At 64.4% G+C, this 22,705-nt stretch carries 21 protein-coding genes and 1 pseudogene; 13 read left to right on the top strand and 9 right to left on the bottom strand.

Features of this window, described 5'->3' with window-relative positions; genetic code table 11:
* The first annotated feature begins 151 nt into the window (after window positions 1-151).
* Window positions 152-1,036, top strand: coding sequence for a formyltetrahydrofolate deformylase (gene purU / locus RB548_RS16445; protein WP_331372314.1), 885 nt, complete (start codon window positions 152-154; stop codon window positions 1,034-1,036).
* A gap of 207 nt (window positions 1,037-1,243) precedes the next feature.
* Window positions 1,244-2,425 (top strand): acetyl-CoA C-acyltransferase, encoded by a 1,182-nt coding sequence (locus RB548_RS16440; protein WP_331372313.1) that lies wholly within the window; start codon window positions 1,244-1,246, stop codon window positions 2,423-2,425.
* 138 nt (window positions 2,426-2,563) lie between these two features.
* On the opposite strand, the gene lpdA is transcribed toward RB548_RS16440, so the two are convergent.
* The 5 genes and pseudogenes from lpdA to RB548_RS16415 form a co-directional block, all read right to left on the bottom strand.
* Window positions 2,564-3,958: a dihydrolipoyl dehydrogenase gene (gene lpdA, locus RB548_RS16435; RefSeq protein ID WP_331372312.1), complete on the bottom strand. Its 1,395-nt coding sequence runs from the start codon at window positions 3,956-3,958 to the stop codon at window positions 2,564-2,566.
* 7 nt (window positions 3,959-3,965) lie between these two features.
* On the bottom strand, window positions 3,966-5,246 hold the full coding sequence (locus RB548_RS16430) for a dihydrolipoamide acetyltransferase family protein (RefSeq protein ID WP_331372311.1): 1,281 nt from the start codon (window positions 5,244-5,246) through the stop codon (window positions 3,966-3,968).
* A 2-nt stretch (window positions 5,247-5,248) separates the two neighbouring features.
* Window positions 5,249-6,262, bottom strand: coding sequence for an alpha-ketoacid dehydrogenase subunit beta (locus RB548_RS16425; protein WP_331372310.1), 1,014 nt, complete (start codon window positions 6,260-6,262; stop codon window positions 5,249-5,251).
* Between the two features lies 1 nt (window position 6,263).
* The gene (locus tag RB548_RS16420; protein WP_331372309.1) at window positions 6,264-7,496 is read right to left on the bottom strand and encodes a 3-methyl-2-oxobutanoate dehydrogenase (2-methylpropanoyl-transferring) subunit alpha; all 1,233 of its coding nucleotides are present in this window, start codon (window positions 7,494-7,496) and stop codon (window positions 6,264-6,266) included.
* Between the two features lie 358 nt (window positions 7,497-7,854).
* Window positions 7,855-9,185, bottom strand: a pseudogene (locus RB548_RS16415) (NAD(P)/FAD-dependent oxidoreductase).
* A 272-nt stretch (window positions 9,186-9,457) separates the two neighbouring features.
* Between RB548_RS16415 and RB548_RS16410 the strand changes: the two are divergent.
* The 3 genes from RB548_RS16410 to RB548_RS16400 all read left to right on the top strand — a co-directional run bounded on the left by RB548_RS16410 (window position 9,458) and on the right by RB548_RS16400 (window position 11,488).
* The gene (locus RB548_RS16410) at window positions 9,458-10,195 is read left to right on the top strand and encodes an SDR family oxidoreductase (protein WP_331372308.1); all 738 of its coding nucleotides are present in this window, start codon (window positions 9,458-9,460) and stop codon (window positions 10,193-10,195) included.
* Window positions 10,196-10,251: 56 nt separating this feature from the next.
* The gene (locus RB548_RS16405) at window positions 10,252-10,644 is read left to right on the top strand and encodes a winged helix-turn-helix domain-containing protein (protein ID WP_331372307.1); all 393 of its coding nucleotides are present in this window, start codon (window positions 10,252-10,254) and stop codon (window positions 10,642-10,644) included.
* A gap of 148 nt (window positions 10,645-10,792) precedes the next feature.
* The gene (locus RB548_RS16400; RefSeq protein ID WP_331372306.1) at window positions 10,793-11,488 is read left to right on the top strand and encodes a hypothetical protein; all 696 of its coding nucleotides are present in this window, start codon (window positions 10,793-10,795) and stop codon (window positions 11,486-11,488) included.
* Between the two features lie 32 nt (window positions 11,489-11,520).
* Here the strand turns inward: RB548_RS16400 and modC are convergent, their stop codons facing one another.
* The 3 genes from modC to modA all read right to left on the bottom strand — a co-directional run bounded on the left by modC (window position 11,521) and on the right by modA (window position 14,263).
* On the bottom strand, window positions 11,521-12,594 hold the full coding sequence (gene modC / locus RB548_RS16395) for a molybdenum ABC transporter ATP-binding protein (RefSeq protein ID WP_331372305.1): 1,074 nt from the start codon (window positions 12,592-12,594) through the stop codon (window positions 11,521-11,523).
* Window positions 12,591-13,283 carry a molybdate ABC transporter permease subunit gene (gene modB / locus RB548_RS16390; protein ID WP_331372304.1) on the bottom strand — a complete coding sequence of 231 codons (693 nt, stop codon included), beginning with the start codon at window positions 13,281-13,283 and terminating at the stop codon, window positions 12,591-12,593. Before modB ends, modC begins: the two co-directional genes overlap by 4 nt.
* Before the next feature lie 191 nt (window positions 13,284-13,474).
* On the bottom strand, window positions 13,475-14,263 hold the full coding sequence (gene modA, locus RB548_RS16385; RefSeq protein WP_331372303.1) for a molybdate ABC transporter substrate-binding protein: 789 nt from the start codon (window positions 14,261-14,263) through the stop codon (window positions 13,475-13,477).
* 199 nt (window positions 14,264-14,462) lie between these two features.
* Between modA and ung the strand changes: the two genes are divergently transcribed.
* From ung to RB548_RS16355, 6 genes are all read left to right on the top strand, one after another.
* Complete coding sequence (ung, locus tag RB548_RS16380) at window positions 14,463-15,170, top strand: uracil-DNA glycosylase (RefSeq protein WP_331372302.1); 708 nt, start codon at window positions 14,463-14,465, stop codon at window positions 15,168-15,170.
* A 217-nt stretch (window positions 15,171-15,387) separates the two neighbouring features.
* Entirely contained in the window at window positions 15,388-16,158 is a 771-nt protein-coding gene (gene cobF / locus RB548_RS16375; protein WP_331372301.1) for a precorrin-6A synthase (deacetylating), read from the top strand.
* 115 nt (window positions 16,159-16,273) lie between these two features.
* Complete coding sequence (cobG, locus tag RB548_RS16370; protein WP_331372300.1) at window positions 16,274-17,650, top strand: precorrin-3B synthase; 1,377 nt, start codon at window positions 16,274-16,276, stop codon at window positions 17,648-17,650.
* Between the two features lie 2 nt (window positions 17,651-17,652).
* Complete coding sequence (locus RB548_RS16365) at window positions 17,653-18,285, top strand: precorrin-8X methylmutase (protein ID WP_331372299.1); 633 nt, start codon at window positions 17,653-17,655, stop codon at window positions 18,283-18,285.
* Complete coding sequence (locus tag RB548_RS16360) at window positions 18,282-19,034, top strand: precorrin-2 C(20)-methyltransferase (RefSeq protein WP_331372298.1); 753 nt, start codon at window positions 18,282-18,284, stop codon at window positions 19,032-19,034. Before RB548_RS16365 ends, RB548_RS16360 begins: the two co-directional genes overlap by 4 nt.
* Window positions 19,031-19,795 (top strand): precorrin-3B C(17)-methyltransferase, encoded by a 765-nt coding sequence (locus tag RB548_RS16355; RefSeq protein WP_331372297.1) that lies wholly within the window; start codon window positions 19,031-19,033, stop codon window positions 19,793-19,795. Before RB548_RS16360 ends, RB548_RS16355 begins: the two co-directional genes overlap by 4 nt.
* Here RB548_RS16355 and RB548_RS16350 read toward each other — a convergent pair.
* A complete protein-coding gene (locus RB548_RS16350; protein WP_331372296.1) occupies window positions 19,759-20,559 on the bottom strand; it encodes a cobalt-precorrin-6A reductase in 801 nt (266 codons plus the stop codon). The two genes, RB548_RS16355 and RB548_RS16350, sit on opposite strands and share 37 nt — an antisense overlap.
* Here RB548_RS16350 and cbiE point away from each other — a divergent pair.
* Both cbiE and cobM read left to right on the top strand, forming a co-directional pair.
* Complete coding sequence (gene cbiE, locus RB548_RS16345) at window positions 20,537-21,772, top strand: precorrin-6y C5,15-methyltransferase (decarboxylating) subunit CbiE (RefSeq protein ID WP_331374994.1); 1,236 nt, start codon at window positions 20,537-20,539, stop codon at window positions 21,770-21,772. The genes RB548_RS16350 and cbiE overlap by 23 nt on opposite strands.
* Before the next feature lie 59 nt (window positions 21,773-21,831).
* Complete coding sequence (gene cobM / locus RB548_RS16340; RefSeq protein ID WP_331372295.1) at window positions 21,832-22,590, top strand: precorrin-4 C(11)-methyltransferase; 759 nt, start codon at window positions 21,832-21,834, stop codon at window positions 22,588-22,590.
* Window positions 22,591-22,705 lie beyond the last annotated feature (115 nt).

Genomic DNA, 22,705 nt, shown 5'->3' with positions numbered 1-22,705 from the left:
TCAAGCAGAGCTGTCTTGCACGGTTCGCCGTGGCCTGTTCCGTCCAGCCGATGTCGCGAATGGATTGGCGGGCCTGAAATCGTCACGCTAGTTTTCGCGTGACTGCCCGCATAAGGGGGCCGGAAACACCTCTAGAACGAGAGACCCATCGATGAAAAGCTATGTGCTGACCGTCACCTGCAAATCCACACGCGGCATCGTCGCCGCCGTCACCGGCTATCTCGCGGAAAAGGGCTGCTACATCAGCGACAGCTCGCAGTTCGACGATCTCGAAACGGGTCTCTTCTTCATGCGGCTCACCTTCATCAGCCAGGATGGGGCGAAGCTGGAGGAATTGCGCGAGGGCATTGCACCGGTCATCACGCGCTTCGAGATGACGATGGAGATCCGCGACTCCGAAGAGCGGATGAAGGTGCTGTTGATGGTGTCGCGTTTCGGCCATTGCCTCAACGACCTGCTCTACCGCTGGAAGATCGGCGCGCTGCCGATCGACATCGTCGGCGTCGTCTCCAACCACTTCGAATACCAGAAGGTGGTCGTCAACCACGACATCCCCTTCCACTGCATCAAGGTGACGAAGGAGAACAAGCCGAAGGCCGAAGCGCAGCTGCTGGAGCTCGTCGAGCAGACCGGCGCGGAACTCATCGTGCTCGCCCGCTACATGCAGGTCTTGTCCGACGCGCTATGCAAGAAGATGTCGGGCAAGATCATCAACATCCACCATTCGTTCCTGCCGAGCTTCAAGGGCGCCAACCCCTACAAGCAGGCCTATGAGCGCGGCGTCAAGCTGATCGGCGCGACGGCGCATTATGTCACCGCCGACCTCGACGAGGGTCCGATCATCGAGCAGGACATCGCCCGCATCACCCATGCGCAGTCGGCCGAGGACTACGTCTCGATCGGCCGCGACGTCGAAAGCCAGGTGCTGGCCCGGGCCGTCCACGCCCACATCCACCACCGCTGCTTCATCAACGGCAACCGCGTCGTCGTCTTCCCGCCGAGCCCGGGAAGCTATGCGTCGGAACGGATGGGGTGACGCGGAAGCAGCATTGCCTCGCCGCATCCGGCGGCTATAGTCGTTCCCGGATTGAATGAAGTGCAGGCGCCCCTCACCCCTAGCCCTCCACGCCTGCGAGATCAGGCGAGGCGGTGCGGCATATCCCTTCTCCCCCCATGCGGGGAGAAGGTCGCGGCAGCGGGATGAGGGGCTGAGGGCCGCACGGTTTCTGTGAGGAGGACTAAGATGAGCAATCGCGATCCGGTGGTAATCGTTTCGGCGGCGCGCACGCCGATGGGTGCCTTTCAGGGAGGACTGAAGGACCTGGCGGCACCGGAACTCGGCGCCGTTGCCCTGAAGGCCGCGCTCGAGCGCGCCAGTGTCGATGCGGTCGACGAAGTTCTGATGGGCAACGTCTTGCCGGCCGGCATCGGCCAGAATCCCGCCCGGCAGGCCGCACTTGGCGCCGGCCTCGGAACGGAAACGCCCTCGACCACGGTTTCCAAGGTCTGCGGCTCGGGCATGAAGGCGCTGATGCTCGGCCATGATGCGCTTCTCTCCGGCAGTGCGTCGGTGATCGCCGCCGGCGGCATGGAGTCGATGACCAACGCTCCCTATCTGCTGCCCAAGGCGCGCGGCGGTTTCCGGCTCGGCCACGGCGAGGTCAAGGACCACATGTTCCTCGACGGGCTGGAGGACGCCTATTCCGGCCGTCTGATGGGCACCTATGCCGAGGACACCGCCCAGCACTATCAGTTCTCCCGCGCCGACCAGGACGCCTTCGCGCTTCGTTCTCTCGAAAGGGCGCTGAAAGCGGCGGAAGACAGGTCCTTTGCCGATGAAACGGTGGCGATCGTCGATGGCGGCAAACGCGGGAACGCCAACCTCGACCGCGACGAGCAGCCGACGAAGGTCGATCCGGCGAGGATTCCGAAGCTGAAGCCCGCCTTCCGCGACGGCGGCAGCGTCACGGCCGCCAATTCCTCCTCCATTTCCGACGGCGCCGCCGCCCTGATCCTGATGCGCGCCAGCGAAGCGGAAAGGCGAGGGCTGACGCCGCTTGCGATCGTTGCCGGTCATGCCGGCCATGCCCAGGAGCCGGCCTGGTTTACCACAGCGCCGATCGGCGCCATCGACAAGCTCATCGACAAGCTCAACTGGGAGAAGGGCAGCGTCGGTCTCTACGAGATCAACGAGGCCTTTGCGGTCGTCGCCATGGCGGCGATCCGCGATCTCGGCCTCTCCGACGACATCGTCAACATCCATGGCGGCGCTTGCGCGCTCGGCCACCCGATCGGCGCCTCCGGCGCCCGCATCGTCGTGACGCTGCTTAATGCAATGCGGGCGAACGGCGTCAAACGCGGCATCGCCTCGCTCTGCATCGGCGGCGGCGAGGCGACGGCGGTCGGGTTGGAACTGCTGCAGTAGGGGCGTTTGGGGGCTTTTGCCCCTCACCCTGGCCCTCTCCCCGCTCGCGGGGAGAGGGAACTGGGAGCGCGCGGCATCGCCCCTTCTCCCCGCATGCGGGGAGAAGGTCGCGGCAGCGGGATGAGGGGCAATTCCACCTCAAATATGCAGCGCGTGCCCCAATCCCTTGAAAGCCGCCTCCTGGAAGGCTTCCGATTGGGTCGGATGCGCATGGATCGTGCCGCCAATATCCTCAAGCCGCGCGCCCATTTCGATCGCCAGCGCGAAGGTTGCCGAGAGCTCAGAGACGCCGTGGCCGACGGCGTGGATGCCGAGCACGAGATGATTGTCGGCACGCGCGACCACGCGGACGAAACCGTCCTCGGAAAGCGTCGTCATGGCGCGGCCGTTCGCCTGGAAGGGGAACTGACCGATCTTGATCTCGATGCCGGTCGCGCGCGCCTCGTCCGGTGAAAGGCCGGCGCTGACGATCTCCGGGTCGGTGAAGCAGACGGCCGGGATACAATGCTTGTCCCAGCTCCGCTTACGGCCGGCAACGATCTCGGCGACCATCTCGCCCTGCGCCATGGCGCGATGTGCGAGCATCGGTTCGCCGGTGACGTCGCCGATCGCGTAGATGCCGCGCATCGAGGTGCGGCACTGGTCGTCGATGCGGATGAACTTACCGGCGCGATCGAGATCGATCTCCTCGATGCCCCATCCTTCCGTGACGGGTCTGCGGCCGACGGTCACGAGGACCTTTTCCGCGGGCACCTCGAACGGGCGGCCGTTTTCTTCCGCAAGCAGGCCGCGGCCATCGGCCGAGAGCCGTTTGGCGGCCGTGCGCGTGAAAACATCGATGCCGAGTTCGCCGAGGCGCTTCATCACCGGCTTCGAAAGATCCGCGTCGTATTGCGGCAGGATACGGTCCATGGCTTCGAGCACGGTGACCTTCGAGCCGAGTTTGGCGAAGGCGGTGCCGAGCTCGAGGCCGATATAGCCGCCGCCGATCACCGCCAGCGTCTCGGGAACCGTTTTCAGCGCCAGCGCTCCCGTCGAGGAGATAACGTTCTCGCCGAAGGGCAGGTCGGGAAGTTCGACCGGTGCCGAGCCGGTGGCGATGACGATCGCCTCGGCACGAATGCGCTGCAGACCGGTCTCGGTCTCGACGTCCACGGTCTTGCCGTCGACGAAGCGCGCTTCACCGACAACCGCCTTGACGCCCGCCTTTTTCAGCAGCCCCGTGACGCCGCCGTTCAGCCGGCCGACGATGCCGTCCTTCCAGGCGACGGTTCGCGCGAGGTCGATCGCCGGCGCGCTCAGCGAAAGTCCAAGCGGGCTCTTGCCGGATGCCGCCGCACGGAGCTTATGAAATTCCTCCGCCGCATGGATCAGCGCCTTGGAGGGAATGCAGCCGACATTGAGGCAGGTGCCGCCGGCCTTCGCCCTTTCGACGATGACCGTGTCGACGCCGAGCTGGCCTGCGCGGATGGCGCAGACATAGCCGCCGGGACCGGCGCCAAGCACCAGAAGCTTGCAGGAGATTTCCTTCATGATCGCGTCATCCTTCAACGAAAATCAGCGCTGGCGTTTCGAGCAGCGTCTTCAGCCGCTGGACGAAGGTCGCGGCGTCCCAGCCGTCGATGACGCGGTGATCGAAGCTCGATGAGAGGTTCATGATCTTGCGCGGAACGAATTGCGTCCCGTCCCAGACCGGACGGATGGCGATCTTGTTAACCCCGACGATCGCCACCTCCGGGTGGTTGATGACCGGCGTCGAGGCGATGCCGCCAAGGGCGCCGAGCGAACTGATGGTAATGGTCGATCCGGTCAGCTCGTCGCGGGTCGCGGTCCCGGTGCGGGCGGCGTCCGCCAGCCTGTTCAACTCGGCGGCGCAGTCCCAGATTCCGCGCGCCTCGGCGTGGCGTACGACCGGAACCGTCAGGCCGGCGGGGGTCTGGGTGGCGATGCCGATATGAACGGCGGCATGCCGATGGATGACGCCGGCGCCATCGTCGAAGGTCGCATTGACGCCCGGCTGCTCGGCGATGGTCTTGACCAGCGCCCGCATCAGGAAGGGCAGGACCGTCAGCTTCGGCTGGTCGGGCTTGCGGTCGCGGTTCATCATCGCGCGCAGGTCTTCAAGCGCCGTCATGTCCATTTCCTCCACATAGGTGATGTGGGGAATGCGCGAGGTGGAGAGCGTCATCTTCTCGGCGATGCGGCGCCTGAGACCGATGACCTTGATCTCCTCCACTGCGGTCTTGCGGACAAGACCGGTTATCGCCGGTGCCGGCTGCGCGCCGCGGCTCAGGAAAAGATCGAGATCTTCGTGGGTGATCCGGCCGACGGGTCCGGTGCCGGTTATTTGCCGGAGGTCGACGCCGCTGTCCTTCGCGCGCAGCCGTACGGCCGGCGAAGCCAGCGGTTTCTTCGACGGCTCACGCGCCTCGTACGCGGCAACCGTCGTTTCGACGACCGCTTTCGGTTCAGGTTTTGGAGGCGCCGCCTTCTTCACCTCCGGCACAGGCGCCTGCTCCTTCACCACCGGCTCGGCCGGGACGGCAGTTGTGACGATTTCGGTGGCAGCGGCGCCGTCACCCGAGACCTCGATGCGCACAAGCGGTGCCTTGACCGCGACCGTGTCGCCGATTTCCGCGCCAAGCCATAGCACCGTGCCGGTGACGGGCGAGGGGATCTCGACGGTCGCCTTGTCGGTCATGACCGCAGCGAGCACCATATCCTCGCGCACGGGGTCGCCGGGCTTCACGTGCCACTCGACAAGCTCGGCCTCGGCCACGCCCTCGCCGACATCGGGCATCTTCAGGATAAATTCGCCCATTGTCAGGCCTCCATCACTTCGGTGAGCGCACGGCCGACGCGCGCGGGGCCGGGGAAATAGTCCCATTCCTGAGCGTGCGGGTAGGGTGTATCCCAGCCGGTCACCCGGACCACGGGAGCCTCCAGATGATAGAAACAATGCTCCTGAACGAGAGACACGAGCTCAGCGCCAAAGCCGGATGTCAGCGTCGCCTCGTGCACGACGACGCAGCGTCCCGTCTTCGTCACCGACTGCACGATCGTATCGAGATCGAGCGGCAGCAGGCTGCGCAGGTCGATCACTTCCGCATCGATCCCGGTTTCTTCGGCGGCAGCGAGCGCGACATGCACCATGGTGCCATAGGCGACCACCGTCACGGCCGAGCCCTTGCGGCGGATTTCGGCCTTGCCGATCGGGATCGTATAGTGGCCCTCCGGAACGTCGCCGAGCTCATGTTTCGACCAGGGCGTCACCGGGCGTTCGTGGTGGCCGTCGAACGGGCCGTTGTAGAGCCGCTTCGGCTCCAGGAACATCACCGGATCCGGATCCTCTATCGCCGAAATCAGGAGCCCCTTGGCGTCGTAAGGATTCGACGGAACGATGACCTTCAGGCCACAGACATGGGTGAAGAGAGCCTCCGGGCTCTGGCTGTGGGTCTGGCCGCCGAAGATGCCGCCGCCAGTCGGCATGCGGAGCACGATCGGGCAGGTGAAATCGCCGTTCGAACGGTAGCGAATGCGCGCGGCCTCCTGGGTGATCTGGTCGTAGGCCGGATACATGTAGTCGGCGAACTGGATTTCGACGCAGGGTTTCAACCCGTAGGCGGCCATGCCGATGGCTGTGCCGACGATGCCGGATTCGCTGATCGGCGCGTCGAAGCAGCGGGTCTTGCCGTATTTCGCCTGGAGTCCCTGCGTACAGCGGAAGACGCCGCCGAAATAGCCGACGTCCTCGCCGAAGACGACGACGTTTTCGTCGCGCGCCATCGAGACGTCCATGGCGCTGCGCACCGCTTCGATCATTGTCATTCTGGCCATGTCAGTATCCTGCCTTCTGCCGCTGGCGGCGGATGTGCGGCGGCATCTCGGCGTAAACACCTTCGAATATGTCTCGGACGGACGGCTTGCCGCCGGCATGCAGCGTGCCGTGGCTTTCCGCCTGTTTCTGCGCCTGGATCACCTCGTCCGTGATTTCGGCTTCCGCCTGGGCGTGGCGCTCTTCCGACCACGCGCCACGGACGATCAGGTGCTTCTTCAATCTCAGCACCGGATCACCGAGCGGCCAGGCTTCCGATTCCGTCTTCGGGCGATAGGCGCTCGGGTCGTCGGACGTGGAATGCGCACCGACGCGATAGGTCACATACTCGATCAGCGTCGGCCCGAGATTGCGTCGCGCCCGCTCCGCCGCCCAGCGGGCGACCGCGTAGACGGCGAGGTAGTCGTTGCCGTCGACGCGCAGCGCCGGAATGCCGAAACCCAAGCCGCGCGCCGCAAAGGTACCCGACCCACCGCGGGCGATGCCCTGGAAGGTCGAGATCGCCCATTGGTTGTTGACGATGTTGAGGATGACAGGCGCCCGGTAAGTCGATGCGAAGACGAGCGAGGAATGGAAATCCGACTCCGCCGTCGAGCCGTCACCGATCCAGCCGGCGGCGATGCGCGTGTCGTTCTTGATCGCCGAGGCCATCGCCCAGCCGACCGCCTGGACGTATTGGGTGGCGAGATTGCCGGATATCGTGAAGAAGCCGTGCTCCTTCGAGGTGTACATCACCGGCAGCTGGCGCCCGTGGCACGGATCGCTCTCGTTCGAGAAGATCTGGTTCATCATCTCGACCATCGGGTAGTCGTCGGCGATAAGAAGACCCGCCTGTCGATAGGTCGGGAAATTCATGTCGCCCTTGCGAAGGGCCCTGCGGAAGGCGCAGCTTACGGCCTCCTCGCCGAGATGCTGCATATAGAAGGATGTCTTGCCCTGACGCTGCGCCATCAACATGCGCGCGTCGAAGGCGCGTAGCATCATCATGTGCCGGAGACCGGCCAACAGCTCCGCATCGGAGAGAAGCCCGGCCCAAGGCCCGACGGCTTCGCCCTCGCGGTTGAGCACGCGGATGATGGAAAAGGCGAGATCCCTGATCTCTTCCGGCGCAACGTCCACCTCGGGGCGCGGCACGGAGCCGGCCTTCGGTATCTTGACGTTGGAGAAATCGGGCTGGCCGCCCGGCCGAACGGCCGGTTCGGGGACATGCAAGCTCAAGCGGCTGAATTCATCCATGCGGATTCCGGCCTCCCTTCCGGATTGCGCGTTGAACGCAAATCAATGCTTCGGGAGAACGGTGTTGCCGGTCTCATGGCATGTGACGGCAACGATCTCGCGCCGGTGGCATACTCCTCTGCCCAACGCCGCCAATTGCCGTCTCGATCCCCGTTCTCCCAAGGGGATACATGCTGACAGACTGCCATGAGTTCGGGGGGAGATGAAGGGTTTTCGCCGTCTCGGCCGACCGGCGTTTGAAGAAAGACAGAATACTGCCGTCGCGTCTCGGATGCGGGGCGGGAAACAGGCGGCCGCCGCTGTTGCGAGAAATTTTCTTTCGCGGTCGGTTCGGACTTCGACGCTCGAAAGCGCGCCTTCAGACCGGCGGCGCGATCTCGAGCGGCGTGCCGTCGGAAAAACGCGAGAGCCGGAAATTCGCAGGATCGACGATCGGCCGATCTCCCGTGACGAGGTCGGCGACAAGGTGGCCGGCGCCGGGACCGATACCGAAGCCATGGCCGGAAAACCCCGTCGCGATCACCAGCCCGGGGACGTCTTCAGCATGGGAAATGATCGGCACGGCATCGGGCGTCACGTCGATGAGACCGGCCCAGATCTGCAGTGGCGCAGTCTGTCGGAGTGCCGGAAAGACCTTTCTTGCCTCCTCGAATGCTCTTAACGCGGAGCGCGGATCAGGCCGGGGGTCGAGGATCCGGTGGCGTTCGAAGGCGCCCGGGCGGTCGAGCGGCACGGATGCGATCTCGAAGAGCTCGCGCCAGCTCTGCGCGCTCATGCCAACCTGGACGGCCTCGCCTTCGGCCTTTCGCGCAGGCTGAAATTCACGAAAGAAAGCGAAACTGTCCGGGACGATCGGATGCAGGTTGGCACCGCCGTCGGCGATGGTATAGCCGCCGTCGAGCCGCTTTCGATAGGCATAGGTCGCCGTCGCGCCAGCGCCCTCGGGTCCGCCGTCAACCGGTGTCGTTCTGAGCACAGTGTTGCGCACCTTCAGTTGCGGTAGCCGGATTCCGAGCCCCTTGCAAAAGAGCCGCGACCAGGCACCGCCGGCAAGGACGACCGTCGCGGTTTCGATTCGACCCTTTTCCGTGACGACGGCGCTGATCCGGCCAGCGCTGCTCTCGATCCCGCGCACGGCGCAGCCGCTGACGATGTGCGCGCCGGCGCGCCTCGCACCCGCGGCAATTGCCGGCACCGCCTTCTGCGGCTCGGCCCGGCCGTCGCTCGGCGTAAAGAGCGCGCCTTTGTAGCGGGTGGTCGCTCCCGACATCCTGGACTGCGTTTCATCCGGGCCGATCTGGCGGCTGTCGACGCCATGCTGCCTGGCGTGCGCCAGCCAGGCATCACGATTGGCGATATCCTGTTCGCTCTCTGAAACATACAGAATGCCGCTGCGGCGAAATCCGGTATCACCGCCGACGCGCGCATCGAGCGTATCCCAGACTTTCAGTGCGGCCATGGCAAGCGGAATCTCGCGGCGGTCGCGGCCCATGACGCGCACCCAACCCCAATTGCGGCTCGATTGTTCGCCGCCGAGCGCGCCTTTTTCGCAGAGCACGACTTGAACGCCGCGTTCGGCGAGAACGAGCGCGGTGCTGACGCCGATGATGCCACCGCGACAATGACGACCTCGGCTTTCGGAGGTAGCGAATTGTCGGTGGTGACGGGGTCGAGAACGGGACCGGGCATAGGTGCCTCTTGGGTTTTGGTGACTGCCTGGCAATCGCTGCACTCTTCCTCGCTGCCGATCAAGGTCGTGCGACCAATTAGCTGGCTACGATGCGCAATTGCCACGTCAACTCAGGGGCGCTTCGCCCACTTGGACTGACGCGCGACGGCTCTGTCTTTTTTAGATAAAAATACGATCAGTCGCTTGACAGATCGGCAGGCTCCGATGTCTCTTGGCGGGCATGAGACGGGCCTCAGGGCAGCGAGTTAAAACACGGACTGGAGAAGGAAACATGGGCGGGCTTCTGGCGGGCAAGCGGGCGGTGATCACGGCGGCGGCACAAGGCATCGGCCGTGCGGCGGCCGAGGCTTTCAACCGCGAGGGCGCTTCGGTCGTCGCGACGGACATCAACGAGGAAAAGCTCGCCGAACTCGCGGCGGAGGGGATTGAAGTGGCGAAGCTCGACGTGCTCAGCGAACAGGCAATCGCCGAGTTTGCAGCGCGCACCGGCGCTATCGACGTTCTCTTCAATTGTGCCGGTTTCGTCCATGCCGGCACGATCCTGGAGGCTAGCGAGAAGGACTACGACTTCGCCTTCGACCTCAATGTGAAAGCGATGTTCCGGATGATCCGCGCCTTCCTGCCCGGCATGATCGAAAAAGGCGTCGGCTCGATCATAAACATGTCGTCGGTGGCGGGAGTGCCGATCGGCGTCCCGAACCGCTTCGTCTATTCGGCGAGCAAGGCGGCGGTCGTCGGTCTTACCAAGTCGGTCGCGATCGATTTTATCGGCAAGGGCATCCGCTGCAACGCCATTGCGCCGGGTACGGTCCAATCCCCGTCACTTGAGGAGCGGATGAAGGCTCAGGGCAACTACGAGCAGGCGCGCGCCGCCTTCATCGCGCGCCAGCCGATGGGGCGTCTTGGGACGCCCGAGGAGATAGCAGCGCTCGCCGTCTATCTCGGCAGCGATATTTCTGCCTATACGACCGGCCAGGTGCATGTGATCGACGGCGGCATGAGCCTCTGACAAGGCGCAATACGGCCGGACTTCCAGAACTTCGGCCGAGACTCTATGCTCGCCGCATGCGTGACGAAGACAGCAAACTCCGCCCGATCCTGCGTATCGACTTTCCGCCTGGCGATCGCCTTGGGCGCGGCAAGATCATGCTCCTGGAACTCATCCGCGAAACCGGCTCGATTTCCGCCGCCGGCCGCGCCATGGACATGTCCTACCGGCGGGCCTGGTTGCTCGTCGATGCCTTGAACCGGATGTTCAAGGAGCCCTCGGTGGAATCGCAGCGCGGCGGCAAACAGGGCGGCGGTGCCGCCGTCACCGCTTTCGGCGACATGCTGATCCAGCGCTTCCGGGCGATGGAAGCAAAGGCTTGCAACGCAATCAAGGACGATCTCGACTGGCTTGAGGCCGTTCGCGATCAGGCTGCGGTCTCTGCGGAGGAAGCAGCTCGGCACAAGTGATGCGAGAGGCGTGATCCAGATCAGTTTCTCGCCGAGTCTTGCCCGACGGGCTGTGAGTTCCTCGAACGCGATTGATATAAGCGCTTCGTGGGTAGCTGCTTTCGCACCGACGGACGCGAGGTCAGTCGCTGGCTGGTCGAGAGCCGCAATGCAGTGGATTGGGGCAGATACAGCAAAGGCGCTAATGCCGATGCGCAGGACATCGCGCGATCGGGCAAGGCCTGCATCTGGCGTGGCACGTTCGACTCGCCTTGCCAAGTTCGCGCAATGCGTGCAAAGCATGAGCCGTTTTGTTGACGCGGGCAACTGGGGGGGACGAATGCTGGCGCGCTATGCGAAAGGAACCGACCACTGGAGAGTCGTACTGATTGCATTACTTACGTGGTTGACGGCTGTGGCGCTGCCAGCGACTGCCGCGGATGAAGCGTGCGCTCCGATACGGGCGCTCGCCAAGAAACTGGACGCCGTCGCGAAAGGACAAGTGAACGAAACTCTCATCTTCCCGAGTGGAAACACGTTGTCCGAAGAGTTCATCCTTATCAACTCCAAGCAGTACTGGCGCCGCGAAAAAGGGCCTTGGAGTGTGGGACCGCGAGAGCCATTCCCCATGTCGAAAGTATCTAACTGCGAACTCAGCGGCGAAGAGCCGGTCGGCGCCATGCAGACTTACGTCTATGAGTACGATCGGCAGTTTGAATACGGCAAGGCCAGAGTGCGAATATGGGTCTCGAAGGACACCGGGCTGCCACTGAAGTCCTACTTCAAGGACGTCAAACCAAACGCGGCCTCATTTGAGAGGTCCTTTACGTTCTCCTTCGCAGACGACATTCGCGATCCAGTTTGACGGTGCGCGCGGTCTGGTGCCGCGAGTCGTATCTAGTGATCGAGCGCCACGGTTTTAACGACCGCATGAACGGATTTTCCGGGCGCAAGCTGGAGCGCATCGCGCGACAGGGCGGTGATGCGGGCCAGAATGACATTGCCACCGCACTGCAGGCGAACGTCGATGCTGCCTTTTTCGTCGGGCGACAGATCGATGACTGTTCCCTTGAACACGTTGAGCGCGCTGACGCCTTCCGGGCGCACGGTGGCAAGCATTACATCGCGCGCCGCGATATGCAGGCGAACGCCGTGGCCCGGCGGAACGAAGAGTTGCGGCACGCGCACGAGACACTCGCCCGCCCGGACGACCGTCAGATTGTGCGCGCTGTCGTGGCTCTCGACCACGCCCTCGAGCAGTGCACCGGCCTCGCGCCAGTCCATCGCGTGCACCGCTGCCGGCTGGCTCAAGATGACGGCCGCGTCGCCGGATGCTTGGACACGACCGTTCTCGATCACGATGACGCGCTCAGCCAATCGGGCGACTTCCGCGACCGAGTGGCTGACATAGACGATCGGAATTCTGGTTTCGTCGCGAAGCCGCTCCAGATAGGGCAGGATCTCCGCCTTCCGCGCCTCGTCGAGCGCGGCGAGCGGCTCGTCCATCAACAACAGGCGGGGAGAGGCGAGCAGCGCACGGCCGACGGCGACGCGCTGGCGTTCTCCGCCGGAGAGCGTCGAGGGGCTACGGTCGAGAAGCTGGCCGATGCCGAGCATTTCAACGATCCGCCCGAATTCCGAGGCGGACTTTTGCGCGCTGGCGAACCAGCGCCCATAGGCGAGGTTCCTGCGAACGCTCAGGTGCGGAAAAAGCCGCGCCTCCTGGAAGACATAACCGAAGCGACGGTGGTGGATCGGCGTGAATATTCGCTTCCTGCTGTCTGCGATCACGTCGCCGTCGAGCACGATCCGGCCGACATCGGGACGAAGAAGTCCTGCGATGATGTTGATGAGTGAGGTCTTGCCCGACCCCGAGCGGCCAAACAGCGCCGTCACGCTGCCGTCGGACGTGAATTCGGCGTCGATCGTAAAGGCACCGATCCGGTGACTGGCTTCGACCTCAAGACTCATGCCGCCACCGATCGTTTCGCTGCGAGTGCGGCGAAAACCTCCGAGAGCATCAATGCCGCCATCGAGATGACGACCGAGATGACCGCAAGGCGCATCGCCCCGGCATCGCCGCCTGGAACTTGCGTAAAGGTATAGATCGCCGAGGAAAGCGTCTGCGTCTCGCCCGGTATATTGGAAACGAAGGTGATCGTCGCTCCGAACTCGCCCATCGCCTTGGCGAAGGACAGGATCATGCCGGCGATGATGCCGGGAAGGATCAGCGGCAATGTGACCGTGACGAACACCCATGCCGGCCCGGCGCCGAGCGTGGCGGCAGCGTCCTCGAGCTTGCGGTCGACCGCCTCGATCGACAGCCGGATGCTGCGCACCATCAACGGAAAGCCCATGACCGCGCAGGCAAGCGCGGCACCCGTCCAGCGAAAGGAGAAGACGATGCCGAAATTCTCGGCAAGGAAGGCGCCGATCGGTCCGCGGCGGCCGAAGAGAAGCAGCAGTACGAAGCCGGTGACTACAGGCGGCAGGACAAGCGGCATATGTACGAGACCGTTCAGGACCGACTTGCCCCAGAAGCGCCCACGCGCGAGCACCATGGCGGCCAGCAGCGCCAGCGGGAGGCTGCTCAGCATCGCGACGGTCGCGACGCGCAGGCTCAGCCGGACTGCTGTCCATTCGGCGTCGCTCAATGCCATCCAATCCAAACGCCAAATTCCTCCGCACTCAAATCCTTCGCCGCAGGTCCGGTCCGACCCGCGGCGCGGAGATCGGAAAACCGCACACACTTTTCCTCATCCCGCTCTAAACACCTACCCGATCCTATCCATAAATCGATAATGATTTCAGCAGGCTCCCGCGCATCGGCGGACCGGTGTCGCGCGTCGACTCATTTCAGAACCGTGAAGCCCTGCGCTTCGAAAAACGCTGCGGCCTTGGCCGACTTGACGAACTCCACATAGGCGACTGCGTCGGCGCTCTTGCTGTCGGCCGTAATAGCAATCGGATAGATGATCGGCGGATGACTGTCCTCCGGGAACGTGCCGACCACCTTAACGCCCGGATCGGCGACTGCATCCGTCTGGTAGACGATGCCATAGGGCGCCTCGCCGCGCGAGACCAGGAGAAGTGCGGCGCGCACGCTCTGCGCGCCCGCCACCTTCTGTTCGACGGCCGGCCAGATCCCGAGCTTTTCCAGTGCCGCCTTGCCGTATTTGCCGGCCGGGACCGAGTCGACGGCGCCTATCGCCAGCCGGCCGTCGCCGATGAGGGCGGCGAGGTCGAAGCCGGGCTTGATGTCGACTGTCCCCGAATCGGGCTCTGCGGAAACGAGGACGAGGCGGTTGCCGAGCAGGTTGGACCGGGTATCCGTTTTGATCAGCTTCTTGTCGACAAGATAGTCCATCCACGCGAGATCAGCCGAAATGAAGACGTCCGCGGGTGCGCCCTGTTCGATCTGCTTCGCAAGGGCCGAGCTTGCGGCATAGGAAGCGGTCACTTGCCCGCCGCTTTCGTTCTGCCATTCGGCGTTGATCGCGTCGAGCGCGTTCTTCAGGCTCGCCGCCGCGAAGACCGTGACGTTTTCGACCGCTTGCGCCGGACCGAGTGGCATGCCCGTCACGGCCATCCCCAAGGCCAGCGCCAGTGCCTTGAGCCAGCATCTTCTTCCTCTCCGCATAGGCACCTCCATCCGTCCGCGATATTTTCAAGAATATAACGATCTGCTCTTCTGGTTAGCGTTATATTTTGAGAAATACAATGCTCTTCGAGAGAGCTAATCAGAACGGTGGATCGAACAGCCAAATCCCGCAGAACGGCTTGCAGCACCCGCTCAACGGCTTAAATTTCTGCGACGAGAAATGAGGCTCGATAACCGTATGGAACCGACGATCAGGCTCGAGGACAGCTGGAAGACCGCATTGGCCCCGGAATTCTCGAGCGCCTACATGGGCGATCTCAAGCGCTTCCTGCTCGAGGAAAAGAATGGCGGCCGCCAAATCTTCCCAAGGGGCAGCGAATATTTTCGCGCGCTCGATTTGACGCCGCTCGACAAGGTGCGTGTCGTCATCCTCGGTCAGGATCCCTACCACGGTGACGGGCAGGCGCACGGGCTTTGTTTCAGCGTGCGGCCAGGCGTGCGCACGCCGCCATCGCTCGTCAATATCTACAAGGAGCTCCAGGACGATCTCGGCATACCGCCCGCTCGCCATGGTTTTCTAGAGAGTTGGGCACGTCAGGGCGTTCTGCTCCTGAACAGCGTGTTGACGGTCGAGCGGGGACGGGCGGCTTCGCATCAAGGCCGAGGCTGGGAGCGTTTCACCGACGCCGTCATTCGGGCAATCAACGCGCAGCAGCAACCCGTTGTCTTCATGCTGTGGGGCTCCTACGCGCAAAAAAAGGCGGCCTTTGTCGACCAGTCCCGGCATCTCGTGCTGAAGGCGGCGCATCCCTCTCCGCTTTCCGCGCATTCGGGCTTTCTCGGTTGCCGGCACTTCTCGAAGGCGAATGATTTTCTGGTTTCCAAGGGGTTCGACCCGATTGACTGGCGGTTACCGGAGAAGCCGGAGATTGCCGACGGTCACTGACCTCAATCGCTACTGCATGTTTCCTTTAATCGTAGCCGATTAAAGGGCAAAACATGCAGCACTTCAAAGTGCTACAGCGTCCTTTGCGCGTCCGAAAAGACGCGCGGTGCTGTAGGACTGGCGCGACCCCACCGATGCCTGTCGCTGAGAAACCTTGCGCCGTTGCCTCCGATCGGCCAAAGACTCCCCACAAGACGCAGCGCGAGGCGGAAGAATTATGCGGCACATCCTGATCATCGGCATCGGTGCGGGCAATCCCGAACACGTGACCATTCAGGCAATCAACGCCCTCAACAAGGCCGATGTGCTGTTCATCCCGACCAAGGGGGCGAAGAAGACAGAGCTTGCCGAGGTCCGCCGCGAGATCTGCGCGCGCTACGTGACGAGAAGCGAAAGCCACACGGTCGAGTTCTCCGTGCCGGTACGCCAGACGGAGGGGCGGAGCTATAGCGGCAGCGTCGACGACTGGCACGGAAGCATCGCTGCCATCTACGAGGCACTGCTGCTCACCGACCTCGCCGAAGGCCAGACCGGCGCCTTCTTGGTCTGGGGCGACCCGATGCTCTACGACAGCACGATTCGTATCGTGGAGCGCGTGAAAGCGCGTGGGCGTGTAGCTTTTGATTTCGAGGTGGTCCCGGGCATCACCAGCCTTCAGGCGCTCTGCGCCAGCCATCGCATTCCGCTCAACCTCGTCGGTAAGCCGGTCGAAATCACCACCGGTAGGAGGCTTGTCGAAAGCTTTCCGGACAAGAGCGAAACGGCCGTCGTCATGCTTGACGGGGAGCAGGCATTCGAGAAGATCGACGACCCGGACGCCATCATCTATTGGGGCGCCTATCTCGGCACCCCGGACGAGATCGTCATCTCCGGCCGCCTTGCGGACGTGAAGGAGGAGATCCTTAAGGTACGGGCCGAGGCGCGGCAGCGCATCGGCTGGATCATGGATATTTACCTGCTGCGTAAAGGGGCCGATTTCGACGACTAGGCCGCGATGCAATATCGCTTGCCCTTTGATTTCTCTCAAAGCGCGCGCCTGTGATATAGCGTCCATCGAAGCGGCAGGGACCATTGCCCTGTTGCCGGGAGGATTGACCAAAGCGATGACAAGCTGTGCCACGCCCAGATCAGAGGGGGCCGCTCGCGACGCCGCGATGCGGCGGGGCGCCTGTCCGTCGCTTGCGAAACCGATGCAGACCGGCGACGGATTGCTGGTCCGGCTGCGGCCCGCGACCGGCAGCCTGTCGCTAGCGGAACTGCGGGCGCTTGCTGCCGCGGCCGAGCGCTTCGGCAACGGCATCCTGGAAGTGACGGCGCGGGGCAATCTGCAGGTCCGCGGTCTGACGGCCACGAACATTGCCGGATTGGCGTCGGCAATCGGCGAAGCAGGCATTGCGGTTGCCGAAGGTGTTGCGATCGAAACGCCGCCGCTCGCCGGGGTCGATACGGATGAGATCGCCGATCCCCGTCCGTTGGCGCTGGCGCTGCGCGAGGCGGTTTCCGCGCTCGATCCGGCTCTCAAACTCGCGCCGAAGCTCTCGATCATCATCGACGGTGGCGGGCGCTGTCATCTCGACGACATCGTTGCCGACCTTCGTTTGAAGGCGGTGGAAACGGATGATGGCGTGGCCTGGCTGCTTTCGCTTGGCGGAACGGCGCGGATGGCGCGACCGGTCGCACTGTTCGCTGGCGAGGAGGCCGTTCCCGGCCTCCTCGCCGTTCTCCGCAGGCTCGCCGCCGTGGGTGATGCGGCGCGTGGCCGTGGTCTCGATGCGGAGGCGGTGAAAAACGAACTGGCAGGCGAAACGCGTCAGCCGGCGGGACTGATCCTGGCGACGGAACCGGCGGTGCCGGTTGCCGGCCTACACAGGCTCGCCGATGGCACCACCGTGCTTGGCGTAGGCCTCGCCTTCGCCCAGGCCGATGCGGCCAGCCTGACGGCCCTCCTGTGCAAAGCCGAGGAACTGGGTGCGGCCGAGATCCGGTTTGCACCGGGACATGGGCTTTTCGTGCTCGGGCTCGATCGTGCCGCCGCCGCGGTAGTGCAACGCCTCGCCTTCTCGCTGGGCTTCCGCATTGCCCCGGATGATCCGCGCAATCACGTTGCCACCTGTGCCGGCTCGGGCGCCTGCGCGTCCGCGATGATGGAAACCAAAGCCGTGGCACGGGTCGTGGTCGACGCAGCACCCGAGTTGCTCGACGGTTCGGTGACCGTGCATCTCTCCGGCTGTTCCAAGGGATGCGCGCGACCGTCATCTGCGGAGCTGACGCTTGTCGGTGCGCCATCAGGATATGCGCTTGTCGTAAATGGTACTGCTTCCGTCGCGCCGAGCGCCTACACGGATGCGAATGGAATAAGGTCCGCGTTCGCGCAACTCGGTGCGCTGGTGCGGAAAAACAAAGACGCTGGCGAATCGGCGCGGTCCTGTCTTACACGGCTCGGGGCCGCGCGTATCGCCGCCGCGTTTGAACAGGGATAGAAATGCCGGACTACGATTATATCCGCGATGGCAACGCCATCTATGAGCGTTCCTTTGCGATCATCCGCGCGGAGGCCGATCTTTCCGGCTTTTCCGAGGAGGAGGCCGATCTCGCCGTGCGCATGGTGCATGCCTGCGGGTCGGTCGAGGCCGCGCGCCAATTTGTCTTCTCGCCGGATTTCGTTTCCGCGGCGCGCACGGCGCTGAAGAGCGGCGCGCCGATCTTCTGCGATGCGGAAATGGTGGCGCATGGCGTGACGCGAGCGCGGCTGCCGGCAGGCAACGACGTCATCTGCACGCTTCGAGATCCGCGCACGGTCACGCTTGCGGCCGAGATCGGCAACACGCGCTCCGCGGCGGCGCTGAAACTCTGGGGCGAACGGATGGCCGGCTCCGTCGTTGCGATCGGCAATGCGCCGACGGCGCTGTTCTACCTGCTTGAACTGCTGCGCGACGGCGCGCCGAAGCCGGCGGCGATCCTCGGCATGCCGGTCGGCTTCGTCGGTGCGGCGGAATCGAAGGACGCGCTCGCCGAAAATTCCTACGGCGTTCCCTTCGCGATCGTGCGCGGCCGTCTTGGCGGCAGCGCGATGACGGCCGCGGCGCTCAACTCTCTTGCGAGGCCGGGCCTGTGAGCGCGGTCGAGATGGGCAGATTGATTGGCGTCGGCACCGGACCGGGCGACCCCGAGCTTCTGACGGTGAAGGCGGTGCGGGCGCTCGGCGAGGCGGATGTCGTCGCCTATTTCGCCAAGGCGGGACGCAACGGCAATGGTCGTGCGGTGGTCGAGGGCCTTCTGAAGCCTGGCCTCATCGAGCTGCCGCTCTACTATCCGGTGACGACCGAGATCGACAAGGACGACTGCGCCTACAAGAGCCAGATCACCGATTTCTACAATGCTTCCGCCGAGGCTGTTGCGGCGCATCTTATCGCCGGGCGCACCGTCGCCGTACTCAGCGAAGGCGACCCGCTCTTCTACGGGTCCTACATGCACCTGCATGTGCGGCTCGCCGGCCGGTTCCCGGTCGAGGTCATTCCGGGCATCACCGCCATGTCCGGCTGCTGGTCGCTCGCAGGGCTGCCGCTCGTTCAGGGCGATGATGTCCTTTCCGTTCTGCCCGGCACGATGGGCGAGGGCGAGCTTCAACGCCGCCTTGCGGATACCGAGGCCGCAGTGATCATGAAGGTCGGCCGCAACCTGCCGAAAATCCGCCGGGCGCTTGCTGCCGCCGGCAAGCTCGACGCGGCCGTTTATGTCGAACGCGGCACGATGAAGAATTCCGCGATGATCCCACTTGGCGAGAAGCCCGACGACGCGGCACCCTATTTCTCGCTGGTGCTCGTACCGGGATGGACGGACCGTCCCCGGGAGAACAGACGATGACCGGCAGGCTGTTCATCGTCGGTACGGGGCCTGGCAATCCGGCGCAGATGACGCCCGAGACCCGGGAGGCGATTTCCGCCGCGACCGAGTTCTTCGGCTATGGTCCCTATCTCGACCGTCTCGACCTTAGGGCCGACCAGCACCGCATCGCCTCCGACAATCGCGAAGAGCTGGATCGGGCCCAGGCGGCGCTTGCCCGCGCCGCGGCGGGGGCGGACGTCTGCGTCGTTTCGGGTGGCGATCCGGGCATCTTCGCCATGGCGGCCGCCGTCTGCGAGGCGATCGACAAGGGGCCAGACGAGTGGCGCAAGGTCGATCTGGTGATCACGCCCGGCGTGACCGCGATGCTTGCAGTCGCCGCGCGCATCGGTGCGCCGCTTGGCCATGATTTTTGCGCCATGTCGCTATCTGATAATCTGAAGCCCTGGGAGGTGATCACGAAAAGGCTGCGGCTTGCCGCCGAGGCCGGCTTGGTGATCGCGCTCTACAATCCGATCAGCAAGGCGAGACCATGGCAGCTCGGAGAGGCTTTCGCCATCCTGCGGCAGGTTCTGCCGCCGCACGTCCCGGTCATCTTCGGCCGCGCGGCCGGCCGGCCGGATGAGCACATCACAGTGATGCCGCTCGGCGAGGCCGATGCCAGCCGCGCCGACATGGCCACCTGCGTGATCATCGGCTCTGCGGAAACGCGCATCGTTCCACGCGACGGCAAGCCCGATCTGGTCTACACGCCGCGGTCCTTTACCGGGGAAAGCCTCTGATGGATGCGTTCGAGCGCCTCATCGCAATTGCCGACCGACGATACGTCGGCGGGCTTGTGGCGCTCGACCATGATCACCTCGATCCCGAGCTTGCGCGCCGCGGCGATCTTGCCATAGGTCGCGGTGCCGCCACTGTTCTTGGCGACGACGATCTCGATATCGTGTTCCTCGAACAGGTCGATCTCGTCCGCTTCCGCGAAAGGACCGCTGGCGAGAATTGCTGTGACGTCGGGCAGGGCGAGCGGCGGAGTCACCGGGTCGACGCTGCGAACGATATATTTATGTTGCGGGGCCTTCTCGAAGTGGAACGCCTCCTGCCGGCCGATTGCCAGGAAAACGCGGCGCGGCGCTCCACCGAGTGCGGACACGGCCTCGGCCACGCTCTCGACGCGCGTCCAGCGGTCTCCGCGTTCAAGTTCCCAGGCGGGGCGGCGGAGCGCAAAAATCGGCGTTCCGGTTGCTTCCGCCGCCGCAGCGGCATTTTGAGAAATGCGGGCGGCGAAGGGATGCGTCGCATCGATCAGCAGCGCGACATTCTCCGCCTTGAGGAAGGCGGCAAGCCCTTCTGCGCCGCCGAAACCGCCAAGACGGGTCGGCAGTGGTTGCGGCCGCGGGTCGGCGGTACGGCCTGCGAGCGAGACGGCCGCATCGTAGCGAGAATCGGCCGCAAGACGCTCGGCGAGCTGCCGCGCCTCCGTCGTGCCGCCGAGGATCAGAATGCGAGGTCTGTCCATGGCTGACATGTCGAACAGCGCTTCGGCCATCGTCGCCCCCTGGTTGGTGATCATCGGTATCGGTGAGGATGGTGTAGCGGGTCTCGGCGACGAGGCCAAGCGGCTGATTGCGACCGCGCCGGTGGTCTTCGGCGGAGCCCGGCATCTCGAGCTTGTGGCCTCCTTGATAACGGGCGAGCGCCAGGCCTGGCAGAGCCCCTTCGAAAAATCCGTCGAGGCGATCGTTGCAAGGCGGGGCAGCCCCCTTGTCGTGCTTGCCTCCGGCGACCCGTTCCTCTTTGGCGTCGGCGCCACGCTTGCACGCCGGATCGATGCAGCGGAAATGCGCACTATTCCTGCACCATCGTCCTTCAGCCTTGCGGCGTCGAGGCTCGGCTGGGCATTGCAGGACGTGGCGACGGTTTCACTGCATGGGCGCCCGCTCGATTTGATCCGGCCGCATCTGCAGCCGGGCGCTCGTGTCTTGGCGCTGACCTCGGACGGCGGTGGTCCGAAGGCGCTTGCCGCGCTCCTTTGCGACAGCGGCTTCGGTCAATCCCGGCTTACCGTTCTGGAGGCACTGGGTGGCGAGCGCGAACGTATCTCGCGACAGATCGCATCGAGCTTCGCTCTCGAAGACCCGCATTCCTTGAACGTCTGCGCCATTGAAGTCGTTGCCGATTCCAACGCGCGCGTGTTGCCGCTCGCCGCCGGTCTCGACGATGCCCTGTTCGAACATGACGGCCAGATTACCAAGCGCGAAGTGCGCGCGCTGACGCTTTCGGCGCTGGCTCCGCGCAAGGGCGAGCTGCTGTGGGATGTCGGCGCCGGTTCCGGTTCGATCGCCATCGAATGGATGCTGGCTGACCCGGCGATGCGCGCCATCGCCATCGAGGCCTCGCCCGAGCGTGCCGCGCGCGTCGGCCGCAATGCGACGCGCTTCGGCGTGCCCGGGCTGGCGGTGGTCGAGGGCGAAGCGCCGGGGGCGCTTCAGGGCCTTGCATCGCCGGACGTCATCTTCATCGGCGGCGGCGGCAGCGAGCCCGGCGTGATGGATGCCGCGATCGCCGCGCTTCGCCCCGGCGGACGGCTGGTGGCGAACGCGGTAACGACGGAAATGGAGGCGGTTCTGATCGCGCAGCACGCGCGGCTTGGCGGCTCGCTGATCCGCATCGGCGTCGCCCGGGCCTCGCCGGTCGGAACGATGACCGGCTGGCGACCGGCGATGCCGATCACCCAATGGTGCTGGGTCAAGGCGGGATGAGGAAAACTGTGCGCGGCTTTCCGCCCGCGTTCCGGCGAGCGAATGTAAGAGGATAGGATATGACGGTTCATTTCATCGGCGCGGGCCCGGGTGCGGCAGACCTGATCACGGTCAGGGGGAGAGATCTGATCGGACGCTGCCGGGTCTGCCTCTATGCCGGCTCGATCGTGTCGCCCGAGCTGCTGCAGTATTGCCCGCCCGGTGCCCGCATCGTCGATACGGCGCCAATGTCGCTCGATGAGATCGAAGCCGAATATGTTCGCGCCGCAGAGGCCGGCGAGGACGTGGCCCGGCTGCATTCGGGCGATCTTTCCGTTTGGAGCGCGGTCGCCGAACAGATCCGCCGGCTTGAGAAGCATCGCATCGCCTATACCATGACGCCCGGCGTGCCGGCTTTTGCCGCGGCCGCCGCGACGCTCGGCCGAGAACTGACCATTCCGGCCGTGGCGCAGAGCCTGGTACTCACCCGCATTTCCGGCCGCGCCTCGCCGATGCCGAACAGCGAGACGCTTGCCGCTTTCGGTGCCACGGGCTCAACGCTGGCGATCCATCTCGCGATCCATGCGCTCGATCGGGTCGTCGAGGAGTTGACGCCGTTCTATGGCGCCGACTGCCCGGTTGCGATCGTCGTCAAGGCGTCCTGGCCGGACGAGCGGGTCCTGCGCGGCACGCTCGGCGACATCGCCGCCAGGGTCGCGCTCGAGCCGATCGAACGCACGGCGCTGATCTTCGTCGGACCCGGCCTCGAAGCCGCGGACTTCCGCGAGAGTTCGCTCTACGACCCCGCCTACCAGCGCCGCTTTCGCGGCCGCGAATAGAGCGGGACGAGGAAAAGTGTGTGCGGTTTTTCGCCCGCATCCCGCTCTAGACCATTTCATTGTTTCTTTGAAACAATGAAATGGTCTAACTCTTTGAAATTACGCAATTCCGGAC

Origin of the sequence: Sinorhizobium chiapasense, assembly GCF_036488675.1 — a bacterium.
Lineage (GTDB): Bacteria > Pseudomonadota > Alphaproteobacteria > Rhizobiales > Rhizobiaceae > Sinorhizobium > Sinorhizobium chiapasense.
The sequence above is the reverse complement of the archived record's forward strand: the minus strand, read 5'-3'. Positions and strand labels throughout refer to the sequence as shown.

Coding starts and splice junctions, on each gene's coding strand:
- purU (WP_331372314.1), top strand. CDS start 152: ATGAAAAGCTATGTGCTGACCGTCACCTGCAAATCCACACGCGGCATC.
- RB548_RS16440 (WP_331372313.1), top strand. CDS start 1,244: ATGAGCAATCGCGATCCGGTGGTAATCGTTTCGGCGGCGCGCACGCCG.
- lpdA (WP_331372312.1), bottom strand. CDS start 3,958: ATGAAGGAAATCTCCTGCAAGCTTCTGGTGCTTGGCGCCGGTCCCGGC.
- RB548_RS16430 (WP_331372311.1), bottom strand. CDS start 5,246: ATGGGCGAATTTATCCTGAAGATGCCCGATGTCGGCGAGGGCGTGGCC.
- RB548_RS16425 (WP_331372310.1), bottom strand. CDS start 6,262: ATGGCCAGAATGACAATGATCGAAGCGGTGCGCAGCGCCATGGACGTC.
- RB548_RS16420 (WP_331372309.1), bottom strand. CDS start 7,496: ATGGATGAATTCAGCCGCTTGAGCTTGCATGTCCCCGAACCGGCCGTT.
- RB548_RS16410 (WP_331372308.1), top strand. CDS start 9,458: ATGGGCGGGCTTCTGGCGGGCAAGCGGGCGGTGATCACGGCGGCGGCA.
- RB548_RS16405 (WP_331372307.1), top strand. CDS start 10,252: ATGCGTGACGAAGACAGCAAACTCCGCCCGATCCTGCGTATCGACTTT.
- RB548_RS16400 (WP_331372306.1), top strand. CDS start 10,793: ATGCAGTGGATTGGGGCAGATACAGCAAAGGCGCTAATGCCGATGCGC.
- modC (WP_331372305.1), bottom strand. CDS start 12,594: ATGAGTCTTGAGGTCGAAGCCAGTCACCGGATCGGTGCCTTTACGATC.
- modB (WP_331372304.1), bottom strand. CDS start 13,283: ATGGCATTGAGCGACGCCGAATGGACAGCAGTCCGGCTGAGCCTGCGC.
- modA (WP_331372303.1), bottom strand. CDS start 14,263: ATGCGGAGAGGAAGAAGATGCTGGCTCAAGGCACTGGCGCTGGCCTTG.
- ung (WP_331372302.1), top strand. CDS start 14,463: ATGGAACCGACGATCAGGCTCGAGGACAGCTGGAAGACCGCATTGGCC.
- cobF (WP_331372301.1), top strand. CDS start 15,388: ATGCGGCACATCCTGATCATCGGCATCGGTGCGGGCAATCCCGAACAC.
- cobG (WP_331372300.1), top strand. CDS start 16,274: ATGACAAGCTGTGCCACGCCCAGATCAGAGGGGGCCGCTCGCGACGCC.
- RB548_RS16365 (WP_331372299.1), top strand. CDS start 17,653: ATGCCGGACTACGATTATATCCGCGATGGCAACGCCATCTATGAGCGT.
- RB548_RS16355 (WP_331372297.1), top strand. CDS start 19,031: ATGACCGGCAGGCTGTTCATCGTCGGTACGGGGCCTGGCAATCCGGCG.
- cbiE (WP_331374994.1), top strand. CDS start 20,537: ATGTCGAACAGCGCTTCGGCCATCGTCGCCCCCTGGTTGGTGATCATC.
- RB548_RS16350 (WP_331372296.1), bottom strand. CDS start 20,559: ATGGCCGAAGCGCTGTTCGACATGTCAGCCATGGACAGACCTCGCATT.
- cobM (WP_331372295.1), top strand. CDS start 21,832: ATGACGGTTCATTTCATCGGCGCGGGCCCGGGTGCGGCAGACCTGATC.